General features: G+C 70.4%; 17 protein-coding genes and 2 pseudogenes. 9 read left to right on the forward strand and 10 right to left on the reverse strand.

Annotated features, from left to right (window positions below):
- The first annotated feature begins 25 nt into the window (after positions 1-25).
- Genes JHD63_RS06060 through JHD63_RS06070 form a run of 3 tightly spaced genes read left to right on the forward strand, consistent with a single transcriptional unit; the run spans position 26 to position 3,228 of the window.
- A complete protein-coding gene (locus tag JHD63_RS06060; RefSeq protein ID WP_198969842.1) occupies positions 26-1,003 on the forward strand; it encodes a tripartite tricarboxylate transporter substrate binding protein in 978 nt (325 codons plus the stop codon).
- A 5-nt stretch (positions 1,004-1,008) separates the two neighbouring features.
- Positions 1,009-2,139 carry a CaiB/BaiF CoA transferase family protein gene (locus JHD63_RS06065; protein WP_198969843.1) on the forward strand — a complete coding sequence of 377 codons (1,131 nt, stop codon included), beginning with the start codon at positions 1,009-1,011 and terminating at the stop codon, positions 2,137-2,139.
- 33 nt (positions 2,140-2,172) lie between these two features.
- Positions 2,173-3,228, forward strand: a complete 1,056-nt coding sequence (locus tag JHD63_RS06070) for a serine/threonine protein kinase (RefSeq protein WP_198969844.1) — start codon at positions 2,173-2,175, stop codon at positions 3,226-3,228.
- Between the two features lie 64 nt (positions 3,229-3,292).
- Here the strand turns inward: JHD63_RS06070 and JHD63_RS06075 are convergent, their stop codons facing one another.
- Complete coding sequence (locus JHD63_RS06075; protein WP_198969845.1) at positions 3,293-3,976, reverse strand: response regulator transcription factor; 684 nt, start codon at positions 3,974-3,976, stop codon at positions 3,293-3,295.
- Positions 3,977-4,022: 46 nt separating this feature from the next.
- On the opposite strand from JHD63_RS06075, the gene JHD63_RS06080 reads away from it, so the two are divergent.
- The 4 genes and pseudogenes from JHD63_RS06080 to JHD63_RS06095 form a co-directional block, all read left to right on the forward strand.
- Positions 4,023-5,972: a sensor histidine kinase gene (locus JHD63_RS06080; RefSeq protein ID WP_198969846.1), complete on the forward strand. Its 1,950-nt coding sequence runs from the start codon at positions 4,023-4,025 to the stop codon at positions 5,970-5,972.
- 174 nt (positions 5,973-6,146) lie between these two features.
- Complete coding sequence (locus JHD63_RS23910; protein WP_445327097.1) at positions 6,147-8,336, forward strand: IPTL-CTERM sorting domain-containing protein; 2,190 nt, start codon at positions 6,147-6,149, stop codon at positions 8,334-8,336.
- 220 nt (positions 8,337-8,556) lie between these two features.
- Entirely contained in the window at positions 8,557-9,048 is a 492-nt protein-coding gene (lysM, locus tag JHD63_RS06090) for a peptidoglycan-binding protein LysM (RefSeq protein WP_198969847.1), read from the forward strand.
- A gap of 176 nt (positions 9,049-9,224) precedes the next feature.
- Positions 9,225-9,389, forward strand: a pseudogene (locus JHD63_RS06095) (amidohydrolase family protein); the annotation flags it as partial.
- A 2-nt stretch (positions 9,390-9,391) separates the two neighbouring features.
- Here the strand turns inward: JHD63_RS06095 and JHD63_RS06100 are convergent.
- Positions 9,392-9,886, reverse strand: coding sequence for a GNAT family N-acetyltransferase (locus JHD63_RS06100; RefSeq protein WP_198969848.1), 495 nt, complete (start codon positions 9,884-9,886; stop codon positions 9,392-9,394).
- Positions 9,887-10,048: 162 nt separating this feature from the next.
- The gene (htpG, locus tag JHD63_RS06105) at positions 10,049-12,010 is read right to left on the reverse strand and encodes a molecular chaperone HtpG (RefSeq protein ID WP_198969849.1); all 1,962 of its coding nucleotides are present in this window, start codon (positions 12,008-12,010) and stop codon (positions 10,049-10,051) included.
- Positions 12,011-12,167: 157 nt separating this feature from the next.
- Here htpG and JHD63_RS06110 point away from each other — a divergent pair, with 157 nt between their 5' ends.
- Together JHD63_RS06110 and JHD63_RS06115 are read left to right on the forward strand one after the other, a co-directional pair.
- Positions 12,168-12,683 carry a DUF3761 domain-containing protein gene (locus JHD63_RS06110; protein ID WP_198969850.1) on the forward strand — a complete coding sequence of 172 codons (516 nt, stop codon included), beginning with the start codon at positions 12,168-12,170 and terminating at the stop codon, positions 12,681-12,683.
- Positions 12,684-12,821: 138 nt separating this feature from the next.
- Positions 12,822-15,233 (forward strand): penicillin acylase family protein, encoded by a 2,412-nt coding sequence (locus JHD63_RS06115; protein WP_198969851.1) that lies wholly within the window; start codon positions 12,822-12,824, stop codon positions 15,231-15,233.
- A gap of 198 nt (positions 15,234-15,431) precedes the next feature.
- On the opposite strand, the gene JHD63_RS06120 is transcribed toward JHD63_RS06115, so the two are convergent.
- The 7 genes and pseudogenes from JHD63_RS06120 to JHD63_RS06150 form a co-directional block, all read right to left on the reverse strand.
- Positions 15,432-17,309: an esterase/lipase family protein gene (locus JHD63_RS06120; protein ID WP_198969852.1), complete on the reverse strand. Its 1,878-nt coding sequence runs from the start codon at positions 17,307-17,309 to the stop codon at positions 15,432-15,434.
- 61 nt (positions 17,310-17,370) lie between these two features.
- Entirely contained in the window at positions 17,371-18,408 is a 1,038-nt protein-coding gene (locus JHD63_RS06125; RefSeq protein WP_198969853.1) for an Lnb N-terminal periplasmic domain-containing protein, read from the reverse strand.
- A 5-nt stretch (positions 18,409-18,413) separates the two neighbouring features.
- On the reverse strand, positions 18,414-19,262 hold the full coding sequence (locus JHD63_RS06130) for a pseudouridine synthase (protein ID WP_198969854.1): 849 nt from the start codon (positions 19,260-19,262) through the stop codon (positions 18,414-18,416).
- Between the two features lie 66 nt (positions 19,263-19,328).
- Positions 19,329-19,823, reverse strand: a complete 495-nt coding sequence (locus tag JHD63_RS06135) for a hypothetical protein (RefSeq protein ID WP_198969855.1) — start codon at positions 19,821-19,823, stop codon at positions 19,329-19,331.
- Positions 19,820-20,962, reverse strand: coding sequence for an MGDG synthase family glycosyltransferase (locus JHD63_RS06140; protein WP_198969856.1), 1,143 nt, complete (start codon positions 20,960-20,962; stop codon positions 19,820-19,822). Before JHD63_RS06140 ends, JHD63_RS06135 begins: the two co-directional genes overlap by 4 nt.
- 114 nt (positions 20,963-21,076) lie before the next feature.
- Complete coding sequence (locus tag JHD63_RS06145) at positions 21,077-22,114, reverse strand: acyltransferase family protein (RefSeq protein ID WP_198969857.1); 1,038 nt, start codon at positions 22,112-22,114, stop codon at positions 21,077-21,079.
- Positions 22,115-22,343: 229 nt separating this feature from the next.
- Positions 22,344-22,526: pseudogene (locus tag JHD63_RS06150) on the reverse strand (hypothetical protein); the annotation flags it as partial.
- Positions 22,527-22,756: the final 230 nt, after the last annotated feature.

The following is a 22,756-nucleotide window of genomic DNA, read 5'->3' on the forward strand; positions in this document are numbered from 1 at the left end:
CCCCAATAACCAACGGAGACACACCATGAAAAAACGCGCCCTTCTCATCGCGGCCGGCTGCGCCGCCGCGCTCCTGGCACCCTTGGCCCACGCCGACACCTTCCCGTCCAAGCCGCTGACCCTGGTCATCCCCTACCCGCCCGGCGGCCCCACCGATGCCATGGCGCGCACCCTGGCCGCGGAGATCCGCGACAAGCTGGGCCAGCCCATGGTGGTGGAGAACCGCGCCGGCGCCAACGGCAACATCGGCGCCGAGTACGTAGCGCGCGCCGAGCCCGATGGCTACACGCTGATGTTCGGCACCTCCGGCCCGCTGGCCATCAACGCCAGCCTGTACCGCAGGATCAGCTACGACCCGGTCAAGAGCTTCGCGCCGGTGATCCGCGTGGGCTACCTGCCCAACGTCCTGGTGGTCAACCCCAACGTCGTGCCGGCGAAGACCGTGCCCGAACTGGTGGCCTATGCCAAGGCCAACCCCGGCAAGCTGGCCTATGCCTCGTCGGGCAACGGCGCCTCCTCGCACCTCGCGGGCGTGCTGTTCAATTCGATGGCGGGCACCGACTTCCAGCATATTCCCTACAAGGGCACCGGCCCGGCGCTCAATGACCTGCTCGGCGGCCAGGTGGCGATGAGCTTCACCGACGTGCTCACCGCCCAGCAGTACGTCAAGGCCGGCAAGCTGCGCGCGCTGGGCGTGACCACCACCCGGCGCTCGCAGGCGCTGCCCGAGGTGCCGACCGTGGCCGAGCAGGGCTACCCCGGCTACGACGTGAGCGTGTTCTTCGGCGTGGTGGCGCCGGCCGGCACGCCGGCCGACCGTGTCGCCCTGCTCAACAAGGCCTTTGCCCAGGTACTGGCCGCGGACAAGGTCAAGGCGCTGTTCGCCTCGCAGGGCCTGGAGGCGGCCAGCGACACCAGCCCGCTGGCGCTGGGCCGCTTCATCCACGACGAAACCGCCAAGTGGGCCGGCGTGGTCAAACAGTCTGGCGCGCAACTCGATTGAGCACGATGCAGCCCCTTCCAACCGCCCCCACCGGCGCCCTCGCCGGCATCCGCGTACTCGACCTCTCGCGCATCCTCGGCGGCCCGTACTGCGGCCAGATCCTGGGCGACCACGGCGCCGACGTGCTCAAGGTCGAGCCGCCGCAGGGCGACGACACCCGGACCTGGGGCCCGCCCTTCAGGGACGGCGTGGCCTCGTACTACCACGGCCTGAACCGCAACAAGCGCAGCATGCACCTGGACCTGGGCAGCGCCGAGGACCGCGAGGCGCTGCTGGCGCTGGCGGCCGAAGCCGACGTGCTGGTGGAGAACTTCAAGACCGGCACCATGGAGCGCTGGGGCATCGGCTTTGATGCCCTCTCGCAGCGCTTTCCGCGCCTGATCTGGTGCCGCGTCACCGGCTTCGGCACCGACGGGCCGCTGGGCGCCCTGCCCGGATACGACGCCGCGGTGCAGGCCATGACCGGCATCATGAGCATCAACGGCGAAGCCGAGGGCGGCCCGCTGCGCGTGGGCCTGCCGGTGGTGGACATGGTGACCGGCCTGAACGCGGTGATCGGCGTGCTGCTGGCGCTGCACGAACGCGGCAGAAGCGGCCGCGGCCAACTGGTGGAAGCAGCGCTGTACGACAGCGGCCTGTCGCTGCTGCACCCGCATGCGGCCAACTGGTTCATGGACGGCACCGCGCCGCGCCGCACCGGCAATGCGCACCCCAACATCTACCCCTACGACGCGCTGGCCACCGGCACCGACCCGGTGTTCGTCGCCGTCGGCAACGACCGCCAGTTCGCCAGCTTCTGCCGCTGCATCGGCCAGCCGCAGCTCGCCGACGATGCGCGCTACCGCGACGCGGGCGGCCGCTCGGTGCACCGCGACGCGCTAAAGCGGGCGCTCGAAGCCGCGCTCGCCGCTTTCGATGGCCGCGCGCTGGTGGATCAGCTGATGGCCGCCGGCGTGCCGGCCGCGCCCGTGCTGCCGGTGGAGGCGGCACTGACGCACCCGCACACCGCGCACCGCGGCATGGTGGTCGAGATGGAAGGCGGCTATCGCGGCCTGGGCGCGCCGGTCAAGCTCGGCCGCACGCCGGCCACCTACCGCCACGCGCCGCTGACGCCAGGCGATCAATTCATCGGCTGAGCAGGGCTGCAAGGCGAGGGGGACAATCGGCGCATGACCGCCTCCGCTTCCGCCGACACCCTCCATCCCTACTCTGCCCTCGGGCCCGACACCGTGCTCGACGCGCTGGCCAGCGTGGGCCTGCACGGCGACGGCCGGCTGCTCGCCCTGTCCTCCTACGAGAACCGCGTCTACCAGGCGCGGCTGGAAGACGGCCGGATGGTGGTCGCCAAGTTCTACCGTCCCGGCCGCTGGAGCGACGCGCAGATCGCCGAGGAACACGCCTTCGCCGCCGAACTGGCCGCCGCCGAAGTGCCCATGGTCGCGCCGCTCACCCTCGACGGCGCCACGCTGCACCACCATGCCGGCTTTGCCTTCAGCGTCAGCTCCAGCCGCGGCGGCCGCGCGCCCGAGCTGGACGACTTCGAGGTGCTCGAATGGACCGGCCGCTTCCTCGCGCGCCTGCACACCGTGGGCGCCAGCCGCCCCTTCGCGCAGCGCCCGGCGCTGGACCTGCGGAGCTTCGGCACCGACTCGCGCGACTGGCTGCTGGCGCACGACAAAGTGCCGTTGGACGTGCAGGGCGACTGGCAGCGCGCCTGCGACGATGCTCTCAAATTGATAGCTGATAGCCCACTATGTACTAAGGCTGTAGCCACTTTTCCTTCAGATTCTCCGGCCGAAGACGGCGCACTGCGCCGGCTGCGCCTGCACGGCGACTGCCACCCCGGCAACATCCTCTGGACCCCCGCCGAGCTGCCCGGCGGCGGCCCGCACTTCGTCGACCTGGACGACGCCCGCACCGGCCCGGCGGTGCAGGACCTGTGGATGCTGCTCTCGGGCGACCGCCGCCAGCGCACGCAGCAGTTGTCGGCCCTGCTCGACGGTTACGAGCAGGTGCGCGACTTCGACCGGCGCGAACTGGCGCTGATCGAGCCGCTGCGCACCCTGCGCCTGATCCACTACAGCGCCTGGCTGGCGCGGCGCTGGGACGACCCGATCTTCCCGGCCAACTTCCCCTGGTTCGGCAGCAGCGACTACTGGCGCGGCCAGGTCCAGATGCTGGAGGAGCAGGCCGAGGCGATGCAGGAGGCGCCGCTGTCGGCCTGAGCGCGCGCGGCGGCGTGGCGTCCGCCACAACGAAATATGGCAGGCATTCAATGAAAGCGCAGATTCACTCGAAGATGGTGGCCGGCGCATAAAAGCAGTACCCCAGGCTCCGCAGCGTCTTCACCGGCAGCGGCTGGCCGCTCGCCTCCAGCACCCGGCGGCGCAGGCGCAGCATCTGCGTGTCCAGGCGGCGCTGGTCGTAGTCCAGGTAGTCCGCGCCCAGCGCCTGCACGATATGCCGTCGGCTCACGCTCTCGCCCGCGGCGCGCATCAGGCAGTGCAGCACCTGCAGATCCTGGTAGGACAGCTGCACCGACGGCGCGACCGGGGGCTGCAGGCAGCTCGGGCCCACCATCAGCAGCCAGCGCGCCTCGCGCCGTTGCAAGCCCAGGCGGCGCACCAGTGCTGCCAGCGTGGCCTCCAGCTCATGCAGGTCGCAGCCCTTGCCCAGGTAGTGGTCGGCGCCGGTTTCAAGGCCATCGATGCGGTCCGCGCTGGTGTTGCGCGCACTGAAGACGATGATGCCCAGTTGCTGCCCGCCTTGGCGCAACCGCTGGATCAGCTCCAGGCCGCTGCCGTCGGGCAGGCCGATGTCGATGATGGCCAGCCGGTGGCGCCGGGCGTCGAAATGGAGATCGAATTCGGCCAGACTCGACACGCAGACAGGCGCGTAGCCGATGTACTCCAGGAATTCTCCCAGCTCGCCGCGCAGCACCGGCTCGTCTTCGAGGAGGATCACGTCGATCATGAAGGTCACAGGGAGTGGTACGCTCGCGCCCGCCGCTGGAGCCCGAATGCGAAATTATCGTGCGCTGTTCTTACTGCTGGCGCTGCTGCTCGCAGCCGGCGCAAGGCCGGTGCACTCGCAGGCAGTTGCGCCGCCGCCAGCACTGCGGCTAGAGCCCACGGCCCCCATGCGCGACACCGCCGGCCACCTGCAGCGGCTCGACGACCCCGGCGGCACGCTGGACGCCGCGCAGGCCGGCCAATCTCCGGGCTGGACCAGCCTGCCCGGCAACCTCAGCGCCGGCTTCACCAGCGCCGCTATCTGGCTGCGCCTGCGCATCGACGCCTCCCGGCCCGGCCAGTGGATGCTGCTGCTGGGCAACCCCCTGCTGGACGACGTGCGCGTCTACACCGAGCAGCCCTCCGGGGGCTGGCGCCTGCTGGACCATAGCGGCGAAGACGTGCCGCGCCACCAGTGGCCGACCGACTTCCGCAGCCCGGCCGTGCAGCTCGGCCTGCTCCAGGCGGGCGAGCAGACCTTGCTGGTGCGGCTTGCCACGCGCAACGCGTTCAAGACCAAGCTCGAACTCTGGCAGCGCCTGGCCTTCGACAACCACACGCGCCGCGAAGGCCTGTTTTTCGGCCTGTACTTCGGCTTCTACCTGCTGCTGATCTGCCTGCACGCCTTCTTCTGGAGCGCCACGCGCGCGCCCATGAGCGGGCTGTTCCTCGCCTACCTCGGCACCACCGTGTTCAACGAAGCGCTGTCGCTCGGGCTAGTGCAGCAGATCACCGACCTGCCCGCCGCCTGGAGCGACCGGGTACTGGGCATCGGCGTGGCTTTGTCGCTGCCCATCGCGGTCCAGGTCGCTGCCCGGCAGCTGGAACTGGCGCGCATGCTGCCGCGCACCACGAAGGCGCTGCTGCGTTTGGTCTGGGGCCTGGGCCTGGCCGCCTGCCTGCCGGTGGCGGCCGGGCGCTACGCCTGGGGCGTAGCGCCGGTACAACTGCTGTCCATACCCATGGCCGTGCTGCTGATCGCCCTGGCCCTGCGTCTGCTGCGGCGCGGGCACCGGCCGGCGCGCTTCTTCCTGGCCGCGTTCGGCGCGTTCTACGCAAGCGTGCTCGTCGCCTACGCGCGCAACCTGGGCTATCTGCCGCTCAACGACTTCACCGAGCACATCTCGGCACTGGGCACCATGCTGCACATGGTGCTGCTCAGCCTGTGGCTCCTGGGCCAGCACGAACGCCGGCGTCGCGCCCACGAGCGGCAGCAGGTCTACCTGCAGGCCGAACTCGCCCAGCGCGAGCAGAGCGAAAGCGAACTGCGCGCCGCACTGGAGCTGGAGCGGCGCGTGCGACAGGAGCAGCGTGACTTCGTCGCCATGGTCTCGCACGAACTGCGCACGCCGCTGGCCATCATCACCACCAGTGCCCAGCAACTGGCGCGCAACCTCGGCGCCCCGCCCAACAAGACCCTGGCGCGCAGCCGCAACATCCGCGAAGCCGCGCAGCGCCTGCTGGCACTGATGGACGACTGCCTTGCCGAAGACCGCATGGCCGAACCCCATGCCGAGCCGCGGCTGACGCCCTGCGACCTGCACGCCCTCATCGAAGAGCTGTGCCAGGATTTCGCCCCCGGCCGCATCGTCTGCGCGCGGGGCGAAGGTACCCGCCATCTCACCACCGACCTAGCACTGCTGCGCATCGCCCTGCGCAACCTGCTGGCCAACGCCGATCGCCACGCGCCCGGGCATCAGGCGGTGCAAATCGACCTCCAGCGAGACGGCGAGCGCCTGCGCATCGACATCGCCAACACCTCCGGGCCCATCCCGCCCGAGGAACAGGCCCTCCTGTTCGAGCGCTACTACCGCGGACGCAGCGCCCGCGCACACCCCGGCGCCGGGCTCGGGCTGTACCTGGTGCGGCGCATCGCTTGCAAGCTGGGCGGCAGCGTGGCGCTGGTAACGGCGGGCGGTGACCAGCCAGTCTGCCTGCGGCTGGAACTGCCGTTGTAGGCCCGCGCGGGCCTGCGCCGCGCTCAGATTCGCTCAGATTCGGCGGCTGAAATCCCGTTACTTTCGGAACGAACGCTTGCAACTCACGCTGCGAGCAACAGCCCAGTCAAGCGAAGGGAAGCCATCGGAACCCCTGAGCACCAATTCTGAAAGAGATCGCCCATGCGCCGGATCATGGTCCATACCACCCCATTTGCCTGTGCGCTCGGCGCCCTCCTGGCCCTGCCAGCCTTGGCCGCCGACTGCGTCAATGGCGACACCAATGGAGCAAGTTGCACCATCCCTGCCGGCATTGGGTCGGTGACCATCGAAGCCTGGGGCGGCGGGGGCGGGGGTGGCGGTGGGAACATGGACGACGTGCGCGGGGCCGCGGGTGGAGGCGGAGGCTCGTACTGCAAGGCCACTTTCGCGGTGACGCCGGGTAGCGCACTCACCATCACCACAGGCACGGGGGGAGCGGGCGGCGCAGCCGGTCCTGCGCTGTTGGACAGCACGGACGGCATGGCGGGCGGCTACTCCAGTGCCACCGGTGGCGGCATCGACGGCATGCGCGCCAATGGCGGTGCCGGTGGCCCCAGGCCCGGCACTGCGCTCCTTCAGAACGGCGCACCGGGCGGCTCCGTTGACGGTTGCACCGCGCCCGCGGCGGTCAAGCATGCAGGGGGATCGGTACTTGCGTCGCAGACGCCTTATACAGGCTTGGGCGGCGGCGGTTCTGCCACGGCTACGAGCGCAGGCAGCAGCCCCAACGGCAGATCCGGCGGCACGGGCGCGGGCGTTGGCGGCAACGGCGCTCACTTCCCCAGCAGTTCCTCGGCGACTCAAGGGGCCTCTCCAGGCGGCGGCGGCGGTGGCGGCGCCCCCAACTATCCTGGCGCCGACGGCGGCGGCGGCCGGGTCGTCCTCACACTGAATCTGGCGCCAGCCACGGACGGCGCCTGCGGAAGCGCCAATGGGCAGCAGCCACTCCTCGTCCTGCCCGCGGGCGCGGTCGCCTGCAGCGCGGGCACCTTCAGCAGTAGTTCTGTCACCGGCGGCACATTCAACTGGTCCTGTGCTGGCAGCAACGGCGGCGCAGCGGCAAGCTGCCAGGCACCGCAGGGCGCGAGCGTCACGGCCAGCGCGGGCGCGGGCGGCACCTTCAATCCCACGGGGCAGCAGATCGTGGCCAGCGGCGGCTCGGCCACCTTCAGCCTGAGCGCGAATACGGGTTACGTGATCGACCAGCCATCGGGAGACTGCAATGGCGCATTCACCTCCGGCACGGTGGGCGCCAGCACCGCCTCCTACCAGACGAGCGCACTGACAGCGGGCCAGTCGTGCACCGTCACATTCAACTTCATCTCCGCCAACGCGGCGCCCACCGCCTCGGGCGTCAGCGTCACGGGCACGCCGCGCATGGGCCAAACGCTCACGGGGTCCTATACCTACGCCGACGCCAATGGCGACCCGCAGGGCACCAGCGTCCTGCAATGGATTCGCGGCAGCACGGCCATCCCGGGCGCCAGCGGCTCGCAGTACACCCCGGTGGTCGCCGACGCGGGCCAGACTCTGTCATTCTGCGTGACCCCGGTGGCCACCACGGGCCAGACACCGGGCACGCAGGTGTGCTCGACGCCCACGGCGCCCGTGGGGGCAGATGGCGCCTGCGGCGCAGCGGTGGGCCAGGCCATGGCGCTGGCCCCGAAGGCGGGGCTGTGCAGCATGGGCACGCCAAGCGCGGTGAACGTGTCGGGCGGGCAGTACTCCTGGGTCTGCCAGGGGCAGAACGGCGGCGCCGCCAGTTCCACTTGCCAGGCCCCCTGGGTCGGCACCGGCGGCAGCCGCAGCGCCACGGTGGCAGTGCAGTCCACGAACAACTGGCAGGTGAACAGCGCCAGCTTCAGCGCCACGCCGCCCCCGGGCGTGACCGCCCCGCCCAATGCCACCTTCCCCGCCGGAGTGCTGACGCTGAACCTGAACAGCGGCACCGCGGGCAGCGACGCCACCGTCACCCTGCAGTTCAGCAGCCCCATCCCTTCGGGCGCGGTGTACATGAAGTACGGCCCCAGCCCCGATGGCTTCAACTGCCAGGGTACGAGCGCCTGCGCGCAGCCGCACTGGTACGAACTGCCCTCCACGCGTGCCGTACTCGCCACCGACCGCCTGAGCGCCACGCTGACGCTGACCGATGGCGGCCTGGGCGACCACGACGGCGCGGCCAACCAGTTCATCCAGGACCCGGGCGGCTTCGTGCTGATGGGGACACCCGCCGGCGCGCAGACCATTCCCACGCTCAGCGAATGGGGCGTGGCACTGATGTCTCTGCTGGTGATGGCGCTGGCTGCGGTGCACATGTTTTTTGCGGTGCGTGTGCGTGGGTGAGGCGCATGGGCGACGGCCAACACCGTGCCCACACCCAGCCCGATGAGCAGCAGCAGAACACCTGCGGGTTCATCGCAGCATGCGGGCCCGCTGCCGGCCGCGCCGAGCGCCATGGCTGCGCGCCCCCATGCCAGGGCCGTCCGCATCACAAGGATTCACAATTTCGGTGCCCACTTGGTCTACAGTGGACCCTTCCTACAACAACTTCGAGGATGCACACATGGGTCTGATCAGCTTCATCAAGGATGCCGGCGAGAAACTCTTCGGCGGCAGCAGCGCCGTCGCCGCCACCACGCCCGCAGCCGCAGCGCCATCGGCGGAGGAACTCAACGCCAAGGCCGGCGCGGCCATCCGCACCTACATCGAGACGCAGAAGCTGGGCCTGACCAACCTGGCCGTCACCTACGACGGCAGCAGCGGCAAGGTCACGCTCACCGGCGGCGCGCCGACCCAGGAAGCCAGCGAGAAGGCCAGCCTGGCCGCCGGCAACGTCAGCAGCGTGACCCAGGTCGACAACCAGCTCACCGTCGCCGCCGCGGCCAACGCCTCGCAGTACCACGACGTGGTGAGCGGCGACACGCTCTCGGCCATCGCCAAGAAGTACTACGGCGACGCCAACAAGTACATGAAGATCTTCGAGGCCAACAAGCCCATGCTTAGCGACCCGAACAAGATCTATCCGGGGCAGAAGCTGCGCATTCCTGCACTTTGAGACGGGTTCCGGGCCCGGATCCAGAACTATCAAATAGATAGCTGATAGCCCAGTAAAAATCTAGGCTACAGCCACATTTCTTCAGAATTCATGGCGCCACGCCCATAACGCGGGCTTATGCCAAAAGGCCGGCCGGGGACTGATCGGCGCGCCGGTGTCTTCCTAGACTCGGCGCCATGCCTGAGTCCCCCGTCACCGCCGTCGATACCCACGCGCATGTCTTCGTGCGCGGCCTGCCGCTGGCCGCGCAGCGCCGCCATGCGCCCGGGTACGACGCGTTGCCGCGCGACTACCTGGCCCACCTGGACCGCCACGGCCTGTCGCACGGCGTGCTGGTGCAGGCTCAGCCCTTGAGCGGCTTGAACATGACATAGGCATCGACGTCGCCATGCCGCTGATGCTGGAACGCGCCGGGCAGCGTGCCGACGATGCGGAACCCGAGCTTCTGCCAGAGCCGCACCGCGCCTTCGTTGGTGGACACCACCAGATTGAACTGCATGGCGCGAAAGCCCAGGCGCCGCGCCTCGGCCTGCGAGTGCTCGCACATGGCGGACGCCAGCCCGCGCCCCCGCGCCGCGGGCGCCACCACGTAGCCGCAGTTGCACACGTGCCCGCCCAGGCCGGGCTGGTTGGGCTTCAAGGTGTAGCTGCCCAGCAGCGTGCCGTCGTCGGCGCAGGCGACGTAGGTGGCCAGCGGCTGCTCGACCCAGGCGGCATGGATCGCGGCCTCGGGCGCATCGGGCGCATAGGCGTAGGTGTCGCCGGTGGCAAAGGTCGATCGCAGCAGCGGCCAGAGGCTGGCCCAATCCTGGGGTTGGAAATGGCGGATGGCGGTCATGGGAGGGTGGTGATGCTGATGAAGGTGCCCGCCAAAATAGCAGGGGGGGACGACTCCCCGGAACGGAAAATCCTCATGGCACGATGGCGCCATGAGGATTTTTTGCTATATTTTTCATAGCTTACAGCCCATATACTACCTAGGCTGAAGCCATTTTTTTCCTCACACCAGCAGCGCGTTCACCCGCTTCACGTACGCCGCCGGGTCATCCGGCAGGCCGCCTTCGGCCAGCAGGGCCTGGTCGAACAGGATGTTGGCGAGGTCGTGGAAATGCACGCTGCCGTCGAGCTTCTTCACCAGCGGGTGCTCGGGGTTCACTTCGAGCACCGGCTTGCTCTCGGGCGCCTTCTGGCCGGCCTGCTTGAGCATGCGGGCGAGCTGGGTGCTCATGCCGTGTTCCTGCACCACCAGGCAGGCCGGGGAGTCGACCAGGCGGGTGGTGGCGCGCACGTCCTCGGCCTTGTCCTTGAGGGCTTCCTTGAGCTTGGCGAGCACCGGCTTGAAGCTCTCGGCGGCTTCCTCTGCGGCCTTCTTCTCGGCCTCGTCCTGGAGCTTGCCGAGGTCGACCGCGCCCTTGGCGACCGACTGCAGCGGCGTGCCGTCGAAGTCGTGCAGGTAGTTCAGCGCCCACTCGTCGACGCGGTCGGTCATGAGCAGGACCTCGATGCCCTTCTTCTTGAAGACTTCGAGCTGCGGGCTGTTCCTGGCGGCCGCGAGGGTGTCGGCGGTGATGTAGTAGATGGCCTCCTGGCCCTCCTTCATGCGCGCCTTGTAGTCGGCGAAGGAGACGCTGACGCTGTCGCTGGTGGTGGAGGCAAAGCGCAGCAGCTTGGCCAGGCGCTCGCGGTTGGCGAAGTCCTCGCCCAGGCCTTCCTTGAGCACGGCGCCGAACTCGGCGTAGAACCTGGCGTACTTGCCGCTGTCGGACGGCGCGGCGGCTTCGGTCTTGTCGACCGCGTCGGTCACGCCTTCGGCCGCGGCGTCGGCCGGGGCGGCGTCCTTCCTGGCCAGGTCTTCGAGCATGGACAGCACGCGCTTGGTGCAGCCGTCGCGGATGGCGCGCACGTCGCGGCTTTCCTGCAGCAGCTCGCGGCTGACGTTGAGCGGCAGGTCGGCCGAGTCGATCACGCCCTTGACGAAGCGCAGGTAGCCCGGCAGCAGGGCTTCGGCGTCGTCCATGATGAAGACGCGCTTGACGTAGAGCTTGACGCCGGCCTTCTTGTCGCGGTTCCACAGGTCGTATGGCGCGGTGCCAGGGATGTAGAGCAGCTGGGTGTACTCGGTGCTGCCTTCGACGCGGTTGTGGCTCCAGGCCAGCGGCGGCTCGTGGTCGTGGCTGATCGACTTGTAGAACTCGATGTACTGCTCGTCGGTGATGTCCTTGCGCGGCCGCGTCCACAGGGCGCTGGCCTTGTTGACGGCTTCCCACTCGCCGGTGGGCACCATCGCGCCGCCCTTGTTGTCCTCGCCTTCCTTCCACTCCTCCTTCTCCATGAGGATCGGCAGCGAGATGTGGTCGGAGTACTTGCCGATGATCTGCTTGAGTTTCCAGGCGTTGAGGAACTCGTCGGCGTCCTCGCGCAGGTGCAGGATGACGCTGGTGCCGCGCTGCTCGCGGGTGATGGTCTCGACCTCGAAGTCGCCGGCGCCGGAGCTGATCCAGCGCACGCCCTCGGCCGCGGGCAGGCCGGCGCGGCGCGATTCGACCGTGATCCTGTCGGCCACGATGAAGCCCGAGTAGAAGCCCACGCCGAACTGGCCGATGAGCTGGGCGTCGGCCTTCTGGTCGCCAGAGAGCTTGCCCATGAAGTCCTTGGTGCCGCTCTTGGCGATGGTGCCCAGGTGGTCGATCGCCTCCTGCCGGCTCATGCCGATGCCGTTGTCGGCGATGGTCAGCGTGCGTGCCGCCTTGTCGAAGGACACGCGCACTTCCAGCGTGGGCTGGTCCTCGTAGAGCGCGGGATTGTCCAGCGCCTCGAAGCGCAGCTTGTCGCAGGCGTCCGACGCATTGGAGACCAGCTCGCGCAGGAAGATCTCCTTGTTGGAGTAGAGCGAATGGGTGACGAGGTGCAGCAGTTGCGCCACTTCGGCCTGGAAGGAAAGCGTTGTCTTGGTCGTTGCCATGGGATGGATGGAAGAAAAAAGAGACGAAAGGACAGGCGCCCGGAGCGCTCCGCAGGCCATATGGGGCGCCCGGACCGGTCTTCAAGCCCCCCGCGCGCGCCCGCGCTTTTGGCGGAGTACGATGCCCGCCCCACCACACGGTTTCAGGAGCGTTCCCATGAATCCCTCCCTCAAGCGATTACTGGCCGCGGCCGGGCTGCTCGGCGCTTTCGCGGCCCAGGCGCTGACCCCGCCGGCCGATGCCGCGGCCGGCACCACGGTGCAGTGCAAGGACGGCAGCTACGCATCCCCGGACAAGAAGGCCGGCGCCTGCCGCGGCCACAAGGGCATCAAGACCTGGTACGGAGATGCCGCCAGCGGCGGCAAGCCGGCGGCCGCGGCGGCCGCGGGCGCGGCGTCCGCGGTGCAGACGCAGTCGTCCTCGGTGAACAAGACCGGCGTGGCGCCGCCCACCGGCGCGGCCAGCAAGACCCCGGCGGCGCCCAACCCCGCCACCATCGCCGCGGCGCCGGGCGGCGGCGCCGGCAAGGTCTGGGCCAACGACGCGACCAAGGTCTACCACTGCCAGGGCGACCGCTACTACGGCAAGACCAAGGCGGGCGAATACATGAGCGAAGCCGACGCCAAGGCCAAGGGCATGCACGCCGCGCGCAACAAGAGCTGCAGCACCTGATGGCGCACTGCCACAGGGCCGGGCCGCTGCGGCGGCCGGCGGCCCTGTCGCCCGCGGGATAGGGGCCGGGTATTCACGCATGACGCGGCGCAGCATGGTCCCTGTAATGAATTTCTCCTCGAAATTCATTCGTCCTCCATGAAGCCTTTTTCCTCCGTGCCCCCACAACGCGCCGCGCTGGCGGCACTGGCCGCTGCCGTGCTCAGCGCCTGCGGCAGCGTGGCACCGGCGCCGGGCGCGCGCTCGGTGCAGATCCAGCGCACCACCTATGGCATCGCCCACATCAGCGCGGCTGACTACGAGGGCCTGGCCTATGGCACGGCCTACGCCTACGCGCAGGACAACGTGTGCCAGATGGCCGAACAGCTGGTCACGGTGCGCGGCGAGCGCTCGCGCTACTTCGGGCCCACGGCGCAGGGGCAACTGGGGCTGCGCATGCTGCCCAATGCGCAGATCGACCTGTTCATCCGCGGCCACATGGACGACGCCGCGCTGGCCCGCGCCAATGCCGCGCTGGGCGCCGACGCCCAGGCCAGCCAGCGCGGCTACGTCGCGGGCTACAACCGCTACCTGCAGGACACCGGCGTGCACAACCTGCCGCAGGCCTGCCGCGGCGCGGCCTGGGTCACGCCGATCACGCTGGCCGACCTGCACCGCCTGACCGAGCAGTCCATGGTGCTGGGCGGCGTGGGCGCGCTGGCCGATGCGGTGCTGGCCGCCGCGCCGCCCGCGGCCGCGACCCGCACCAGCGCCAGGTCGCCCAGCCCGCCCGCCGTGGCGCCGCGGGCCGCGGCCGCCGAGCTGGCGCGCTACAGCCTGAACCAGCGGCCCGCCGAGGGCGGCGAGCTGGGCTCCAATGGCTGGGCCTTCGGGCGCAATGCCACGCCCGACGGCGCCGGCGTGCTGCTGGGCAACCCGCATTTCCCGTGGGTCGGCATGAACCGTTTCTGGCAGATGCACCTCACCATCCCGGGCCAGCTCGACGTCATGGGCTCCACCACCGGCGCCAGCCCGGTGGTGACCATCGGCTTCAACCGGGACGTGGCCTGGACGCACACCGTCTCCACCGGCAAGCGCTTCACCCTGTACGAGCTCAAGCTCGACCCGGCCGACCCCACGGTCTACCTCGTGGACGGCCAGCCGCGCCGGATGACGCAGCGCACCGTGTCGCTACCCGCGTCCACGCCCGGCGCGCCGGTGGTGCAGCACACCTTCTGGGGCACCGACTGGGGCCCGGTGCTGGCGATTCCGCGCGCCGGCCTGGCCTGGAGCGCCAGCACCGCCTACGCGATCGCCGATGCCAACACGCTCAACGTGCGCTCCATCGAGACCTGGATGCGCATGGCCCGCGCCCGCAGCGTGCAGGATCTGCGCGCGGCCATGGGCAACCAGGGCATTCCGTGGGTCAATACCCTGGCGGCGGACCGCTCGGGCAACGCGATGTATGCCGACCTGTCGGTGGTGCCCGACGTGTCGGCCGAGATGCTGCGGCGCTGCGCCCCGTCGCCGCGCGCGGCCGCGCTGCTGGGGGAGGCCGGCCTGCCGGTCCTGGACGGCTCGCGCGCGGACTGCGCCTGGCACCGCGACGCCGCGGCCGCCGCGCCCGGGCTCATTCCCGATGCGCGCATGCCGGTGGCCATCACCCCGGACTGGGTGCAGAACAGCAACGACAGCTTCTGGCTCAGCACCGCCGGCCGGCCTTTCGGCACGCAGATCTCGCCGCTGGTGGGCGCGGTGGGCACCGTGCAGCGGCTGCGCACGCGCGCGGGCATCGAGGAGATCGAGGGCCGCCTGGCCGGCGGCGACGGCCTGCCGGGCAACAGGATGGGCCTGGACGAGGTGCGCAGCGTGCTGTTCCGCGACAAGAACCTGGCCGCCCGCCTGGTGCTGGACGATCTGGCCGCCGCCTGCCGGGCGATGGACGCCACGCTCACGCCGGCGCAGCGCGAGGGCTGCGCCGTGCTGGCGCGCTGGGACCGCACCAACGACGTGCAGGCACACGGCGCCGTGCTGTTCCGCGAATTCTGGCGCCAAGCCAAGGACATCCCGCGCCTGTGGCGCGTGCCGTTCGACCCGGCGCGCCCGGTGGCCACGCCTGCCGGCCTGGCCATGGCCGACGCCCGGGTCGGCGCCGCAGTGTTCAAGGCGCTGGGCGACGCGGTGACCCTGGTGCGCGCGGCCGGCTACGCGCCCGACGTGGCGCTGGGCGAGGCCCAGTGGCGCGAGGTGCAGGGCCGGCGCGTGCCGATCCCCGGCGGCGACGAGTTCGAGGGCGTGCTCAACAAGGTGGAGTCGCAGGGCCAGCCCACGCTGAGCGCGGGCGGCTACCGCATCAACTACGGCAGCAGCTACATCCAGGCGGTGGGCTTCGACGCGCGCGGCCCGGTGGCCTGGGGCATCCTCACCTACGGCCAGAGCAGCGACCCGGCCTCGCCCCATGCCTACGACCAGTTGCCGATGTTCTCGGCCGGGCAGTGGCAGGCACTGCCCTTCCACCCGCAGGACGTGCAGGCGCAGCGCATGGGCCCGCCGCTCGTCCTCGCATATTGAGCCGGCAGCCCCGGTGCGGCGGGGAGTTGCAGCGCGGCTCCCGGCAGCGCCCGAGCGCCTGGCCGTTGACTTCCACGGCGTTGGCCCCTGGAGCGAATTGCTATATTTTTAGCAGCAACAAACCCACACCGCTCTAAGGCTAAACCCCTATTTCATCCACAAAACCTCCGCGCTGGGCCACGGAGCGGGCCCTGAAGCTCACGGCTCCTGCAGGTCCTGCCGGAGGATGCGCCGGATCTCCAGGATCGCCGCCGGCGACTCCTGCACGCTGTGCGACGACCTCACCACCAGTTCGGACCGCGCGCCCTCCAGGTGGGCGCTGGCATAGGGCACGATGCCGTCGCTGGATTTGGCCAGCGGCAGGCCCGGCGTGTCGTCTCCGATGATCGAGTGGAAGGGCACGCGGGCCATCGGCAGCGTGGCCGCGCGTTGCACGAAGGGGTCGCGGTCGCTGAGGTTGTCGATGCTGTTGGGAACGTGCAGCAGCGGCGCGGGCGTGGAAATCTGCGCCTGTCCCGGCCGGGTGCCGTAGACGTCGGCGACCCGCTCGGCAATGCCCAGCGGCAGCGTCACGAGGTTGGCGGCCCAGCGGGCCAGCCGGTTCTCGGCGAACGGCGTGCCGCGGTGTGGCGTGGCGATGAAGATCACCCGCCCCACGTCCGGCATCGGATCGAACCGCAGGTACGGCCCGAGCCGCGCGCGGGCGCGCTCGAGCTGCTCTCCCGCCATCGGGGAGTCGGCCAGGAAGCTGTTCCACAGTTGCTCGCCGGACGAGGACACCAGCAGCCGCGCCAGCACCCCGCCCATGCTGTGGCCGACCAGCACGATGTGGCGCGACGCGGGCGCCGTGCCCTGCGGGTCGAAATGCCGCAGCGTCCGCTCCAGCACCGACCGGATGGCCTCGCGGTTGTAGGCCAGCGGCGCATTGGTCGGGTAGTAGACCTGCCAGACCTGGAACTTGCGGCGCAGCGCCTCGTCGCCCATCACCTCGTTGGCGACGTTGATCCAGGCCTCGGGGCTGCTGGCCAGGCCGTGCAGCATGAGCACGATGCGGCGCTCGGGGTCATAGGGCTGCATCAGGTAGATGTGCGGCGCCTGCAGGCCGCGGGCGCCGCCGAACAGCGTGCGCAGGGCCTGCGTGGCGAAGTCCGAGCGCGCCAGCCACAGGCCGTAGCCGGAGGTGAAATTGGCGGCCAGCGGCACCGGGGTGCCGGCCACGTCGATGGTGGCGCGCCGGTACGGGTCGTAGGCCACGAGCGTCACCTCGCGCGTGGCCAGTACCTCGGGCAGGCTGCGGCCGGCGAAAAGGGCGATCGCCGAGATCGCCGGGAATGCACTTTCGCGGAAGGGCAGATCCAGGCCGTCGGCCGAACGTTCCTGCGGCGTGGTCACGGCCACGAGTTCGGCGCCGAAGCCGTCGCGCCGGTACAGGCTGCGGATGCCCGCGAAGGTCAGCGAGGCCGCCGGTATCAGCTCGCGCGGCATGGCCTGCTCGCCCGGCGGGCGCATGTCCTCTAGCTGGGCGCGGATGTTCCAGCCGGCCACGGCCACCGGCGTGCCGTCCTGGTGCGGCGGCTGGTTGCGCGACATCTCGAACAGCAGCGTGCTGGTCTGCTGCACGGCGAAGTTGTAGTAGTCCCGCACCTGGGTCTGGCGCTCCTCGAAGGCCCGCTCGCCCGGCCGCCGCGCGGTGAAGAACAGGTAGGCGTAGGCATGGCGCGCGGCCTCCAGGTAGGCCGCCAGACGCGCCGGCGCATCCTGCGGACCCGGCGCAGGCGCGTTCGCGGCCTGCAGCCACAGCTCCGACAGCGCGGACAGGCGCCGTTCGTCGTCCAGCCCGCCGGAGGCGGCCAGCGCCCGCCGGCAGGCCGGAAGGTCGGCGCCGCAGGCCGTGTCGTCCAGGCCGATGACCTGCAGCGCCTCGCGCGTGGCGAAGCTGAGCTTGCCCGTGCTGAGCACGTCGCCCCGGCGCTGCGCCACGTAGTCCTTCATGTCGATGGAGGACACCTTGACGCCGGCGCAGCCGCTCAGCAGCAGGGCCACCGCCAACCCCGCCAGCCAACGCGCGGCGCTCATGCAGACACCTCCGTGCCGCGCACTGCGGCGCAAGCTGGCTTGGGACGGCCCGGCGCGGCGCTCATGGCAGGCCCCTCTCCTGTGCCGCGATGCCCGGCACGCCCCGCCGGATCGCCTGCGAGAACGCCGGGTCGGCATCGGCCGCCCTGGCGCGGTCGGTGAAGCGGCCGGCGTGCCGCAGCGCCTCGAAAGGTTGCCGGCGGTCCAGGCCGCCGATTTCGTACAGGTACTGCGGCAGGTAGCCCGACAGCACCAGCCGGATGTCGAGCGGCAGTTGCGGCACGATCTGCCGCACCAGGGTATAGACGATGGTGGTGCAGTTGGCCGTCACGGTCTGGTAGAAGCGCGGCGCCCGCGCCAGACGGTTGGCCTCCTCCACGTAGGCCAGGAACAGCGCGCGCCGCTGCGCCGGGGGCAGCATGACGCGGTAGAGGTAGTCGTCCTCGCCGCGCACGTTGGTGCGCACGCGCAGGATGTCGCGCTCGTCGGCGGCGATCACCGCCAGCTCGAACTCCTTGAAGAAGCCCCCCACCTCCGAGAAGCTCTCATGCCGCTCCTTGCGGATCTCCACCGAGAACACCACGAAGCGGCCGTCGTCGAAACCGAAGGACACCAGGGTGTGGGCGATGGCCGGGCCGGTCCAGTAGGACACCACCAGGTCCACCGACTGCAGGCGGTCCAGCTCGTAGCGGCGGCGCTCCCAGCGCACGCGGTAGTCGGTGTCGCTGCGCCAGTCGAAGTTGCGCACGTGGTCCAGCGTGACGAACGACCCCTCCAGCGTGCCGGTGGCGGTGTGGGCCACGTCGTCGGCCCAGTCACGGGTATTGGAGGGCTGCAGGCTGCCCCACCAGGCCAGCAGGGCCGCGAAGCCGAGGACATAGACGCCCAGGCCGGCCGCCACGCGGCGGCGCAGCACGGCCGCCAGCACCGCCAGGGCGAAGCCGCCCCACAGCGCGATCAGCAGCACGCGCCCTGCCGCACCGGGGCCCTGGTAGGCCAGCGCGACACCACCCCAGAGCGCGGTGGCCAGCACCGCCACGCAGGCCAGCACCCGCCCCACGCTGCCGCGCCGGGACGGTGGAGGCAGTGGCGCGGCCATGCGGGTCAGAACCGTTCGCCCGGCCCCAAATAGCGCCACTGCCCGACCGGCAGCTTGCCCAGCACCACGCGACCGATGCGGATGCGCTTGAGGCCCACGACCTTGAGGCCGACCTGCTCGCACATGCGGCGGATCTGGCGCTTCTTGCCTTCGGTCAGCACGAAGCGCAGTTGCTCGGGGTTCTGCCAATCGACCTGGGCCGGCTTGAGCGGCTGGCCGTCCAGGCTCAGGCCGTGGCGCAGCCGCGCCAGTTGCGCGGGCGGGAAGGCCGCCTGCACATCGGTGGCGATGTCGCCGCCGCCCGGCGCGGCGTAGGTCACGCGCACCAGGTACTCCTTTTCGATGCCGGAATCCTCGCCGATGAGCTGGCGCGCCACGCGGCCGTCCTGCGTCAGCACCAGCAGGCCGACCGAGTCGATGTCCAGCCGCCCGGCCGGCGCCAGGCCGCGCAGCTGCGGCGGCGAGAAGCGGTTCTTGCTCGGGTCCTCGCGCCAGTGGCTGCGCGAGTGGATCAGCACCACGGCCGGCTCGTGGCCGTCCTCGGCCTGGCCGCTGACGTAGCCCATGGGCTTGTGCAGCAGGATGGTGACGCGCTGCTCCTGGTGCTGCTCGGCCTGGCGGTCCACCGTGATGCGGTCTGCCGGCGTGACCTTGACTCCCATCTCGGCCACCCGGCCGTTGACCTTGACCCAGCCCTGCGCGATCCACTCGTCCGCCTCGCGCCGCGAGCACAGGCCGAGCGCGGCCATGCGCTTGTTGAGCCGCTCCGGGCCGCCGGCGGCAGCGGCCTGCGCCGCAGCAGCGGGCTGGGGGGCGCGGACGAAGCGCGGGCGGTGGGCGGGCGGGACAGGCATGGCGTTGGAGCGGCGCGCGAAGGGAACGGGCCCCGATTCTGGCCGATGTGCGCCGGCACCGGGCCGCTACCGGGCGCGGCGCCCCGGCCGGCGGTGCCGCTCGTACAGGATCAGCGCGCTGCCCGCCAGCCCCACCCAGTAGTCGACCGGCGCGCCGAACAGCCAGTGCCTGTGCCAGGTGGCCAGCGCCGGATCGAAGCGGCTCCAGCCCCAGGCGGGGTTGAGCATGAACCAGAGGAAATCCTCGGCGATCCAGAACACCGCCAGCCCGGCCAGCGCCAGGCCGGCGTCGCGCCAGCTCCAGCGCCCGGAGAAGGCCAGCGGCGAGAAGAACACCAGCAGCATGAAGGAGAACACCCAGGCGTGGTAGCCGGTCATGGCGCGCCCGCCCCAGAACAGGTCGAGCAGCCAGTGGTGCTCGATGCGCCAGGTCGGCAGGCTGGTGGCCCAGCCGGCGCCGCCCTCGATCTGGATTTCGGCGTTGGCGAAGAAGAAGGCCATCACCAGCACCCAGGCGAGGTAGCCCGCGGTGCGCCACGGACTGCGGGGTGGCGCGTTCATGCGCGGCCCTGCACGCGGTCCAGCACCTGCTGCGCGGCGTCGGGCCGGCCCAGCGCGCGGCTGCGTTGCGCCATGCGCTCCAGGGTGTCGGGCGCGGCCATGAGGCGCGCGAGCTTGTAGCCCAGTCCGATCATGTCGTAGGCCAGCCAGGCCGCTCCTTCTTCCAGCAGAAAGCCGGCGTTGTGTTCTTCCTGGCCCGGGATCGGCGACACCAGCAGCATAGGCTTGCCCAGCGCCAGGCATTCGGAGATGGTGAGCCCGCCCGGCTTGGTCACCACCAGGTCGGCGGCGGCCATGAGCCGGTCCATCTCATGCGTGAAGCCGATGGCCCTCAGGCGCCCGGCATGGCGCGGCGCCAGCGCCTGCAGCGACGCCAGCGCGGCGGCGTTGCGCCCGGCCACGGCGACCACCTGGAAGTCGCAGCCCGGCCCCTGCAGCGCCAGCGCGCGCGCCGCCATCGCCGGCAGGTCGCCCATGCCCGCGCCGCCGGAGGCGATCAGCACCACCTTGCGCGCCGGGTCCAGCCCCAGGTGCGCCACCTGCGCCGCGCGCAAGAGCGCGGGCGCCTCGGGGCGCGAGAAACCAGGCATCACCGGGATGCCGGTGACGTGCAGCCGCAGGGCGTCCAGCCCACGCTCGCGCATGCGGAAGGCGACCTCCTGCGTCGCCGCGAAGTAGCCCTGCAGGCCCGGCACGATCCACATGTTGTGCAGGTCGTAGTCGGTCACCTGCAGCCACACCGGGCACCCGAGCCGGCCGCGGTTGCGCTCGCGCATCAGCAGCTCGGCCGGCAGGAAGTGGGTGCAGACGATGGCCGCCGGCCCGACGCGCCGCACCTCGCGCAGCAGCGCGCCGGCGCTGGCGCGCTCGATGCCGCGGCGCAGGCGCTGCGAGGCGGCGCTGTGCGGCGTGCTGTCGCTCTTCTGGTGCAGGTAGGACCACAGGTCCGGCGCGCGCTGGACCAGTTGCAGGTACCAGTCGGTGTAGACCTTGCGAAAGCCCGCCGCCATGTGCGCCATGGCATCGACGTGCACCGCCGCGCACGCCGGCTGCCGCGCCTGCGCCGCCGCGCACAGCGCCTGCGCGGCGCGCACGTGGCCGTTGCCGGCGCTGACGCTGAGGACGAGAAGTGGGCGCATGGAAAAAGGCAGTGGCTCCGGAAAATTGTGCGGAGCTTCGATGACAGCCGTACGCGCGGCCCGCCCGGCGTGGGGATTTCGCCACGCCCGGCCCGCGGGTGAGCCTGTGTGCGCTCACGCGCCCCGCAGCCGGCGCGTCAGCCGCTGGCCCCAGGCAATCGCCGGCGCCTCGATCCATCGGTACGACGCGGCCGCCAGCACCAGGGTCACCGCCGCCGCGAGCAGCGTGGTCGCCCAGAGCGGCGCGTCCATGCGGGATTTCAGGACCAGGAGGACGCCGAAATGCCAGATGTAGATGCCATAGCCCCACACCCCGATCTGCCGCACCACCGGATGCGTCACCAGCGCGCTGGGCGCGGCATAGGCACCGGCCATGGCGGCGGCCAGAAAAGGCCACAGCAGATAGGGGTGCTCCCACTCGAAGTAGCCGGGGTCCCGATGGAAGAGGCTGAACAGCACCGATGAACTCAGCGCCCACAGCCCGATGGCGCCGGCCCAGAACAGGGCTCTGCCTGCGCGGGGCCCGACACGATGGAGGCCGGCAGCGAGCGCCATGCCGATGATGAAGGGCACGATGCGCAACTTCAGGCCGAGGCCCTGCCACGGAATCGACACGATCTGCACGACGTCGAACAAGACATAGCCGCCGACCCCGCATGCGACCAGCACCCCGAAGGCATGGCGGGGGGCGATGCGGCAGAGCACGACGAACAGCGGGAGGACGGCGTAGAACAGCAGTTCCTGCTTCACCGTCCAGAAATGCATGTCGGCCTGGATCAGCACACTGTGCGCCAGCGCGCTGCGCCATCCCCCAAACTCGGGAACGGCCATGGCGTAGAGGGGAACCGCCACCAGCAGCAGCGGCCAGATGCGCAGCAGGCGACGGACGCCGTATCCGATCAGGCCGCGCCCCTCCAGGCGGTAGCCGCTCCTGACGAAGGGCCGAAAGAGCAGGAAGCCGCTGAGGATGAAAAACAGCCAGAAACCGGTGCCGCCCCACACGTGAAACCCGGCGGAGTGGGACCAGAACACCATGGCGGCGGCCCAGCCCCGCACCCCGTCGAGGGCCGGTTCGCGCTCGTGGCGCAGGTGGCCCTCCAGGCCATTGGCGGATGCAGGCCGGACGGCCGGAAGCGATGGAGCACGAGACATGATGAGCCGCGGAAAGGACGGCAGCGGGCGGCCTGCCGCCCGCTGCCTATGAAGGAGCCGCTTCGATCTTACGCACCGCGCTCCCCCGGAGCGCGGACCCCTGGCCCAGCGGCCGACGGCCAATGCCGGCCCCGGCCAGCGGCCATGCGGGGGCCGGTTCAGCTATCAAATAAATAGCTAAGAGCCCAGAATATACCTGGGCTACAGCCGGTTTTCTTCAAGAATCGGCAGCCGTCTCGCGCTTCCGCTGGCGCATGGTGTCTCTGGTCGCGTCGGAGGACACTACGGCCCAACCGAAGGTGTCGTAGGGCTTGTTGCGCTCGGCCACGGCGATCTGGTGTCCAGCGTCCACCTTCTTCAGCAACGCAAAGTGCAGGTCGGTGGGGCCACCGCCGATGCACACGATCTTCATAGCTGCTCCAGTACAGTGTCTCCGGCCCATACAGGCGAGACAAGAGAAAAGGTCCTGCGCCGCCGGGCGCACGTCCCGGCTCCCGACGCCCGCAACGCACCCAGCCCAGGGGTATCTCAAAGACCTTGAAATGGCTCTTGCTTAGAGCTTGATGCCCGAAGCCCGGATCACCGGCGTCCACTGCGCGCGGTAGGCCTCCAGCATCTTCGCGGTCTGCTCCGGCGTGCTGC

This window comes from Xylophilus sp. ASV27 (assembly GCF_016428875.1).
GTDB lineage: Bacteria > Pseudomonadota > Gammaproteobacteria > Burkholderiales > Burkholderiaceae_C > Xylophilus.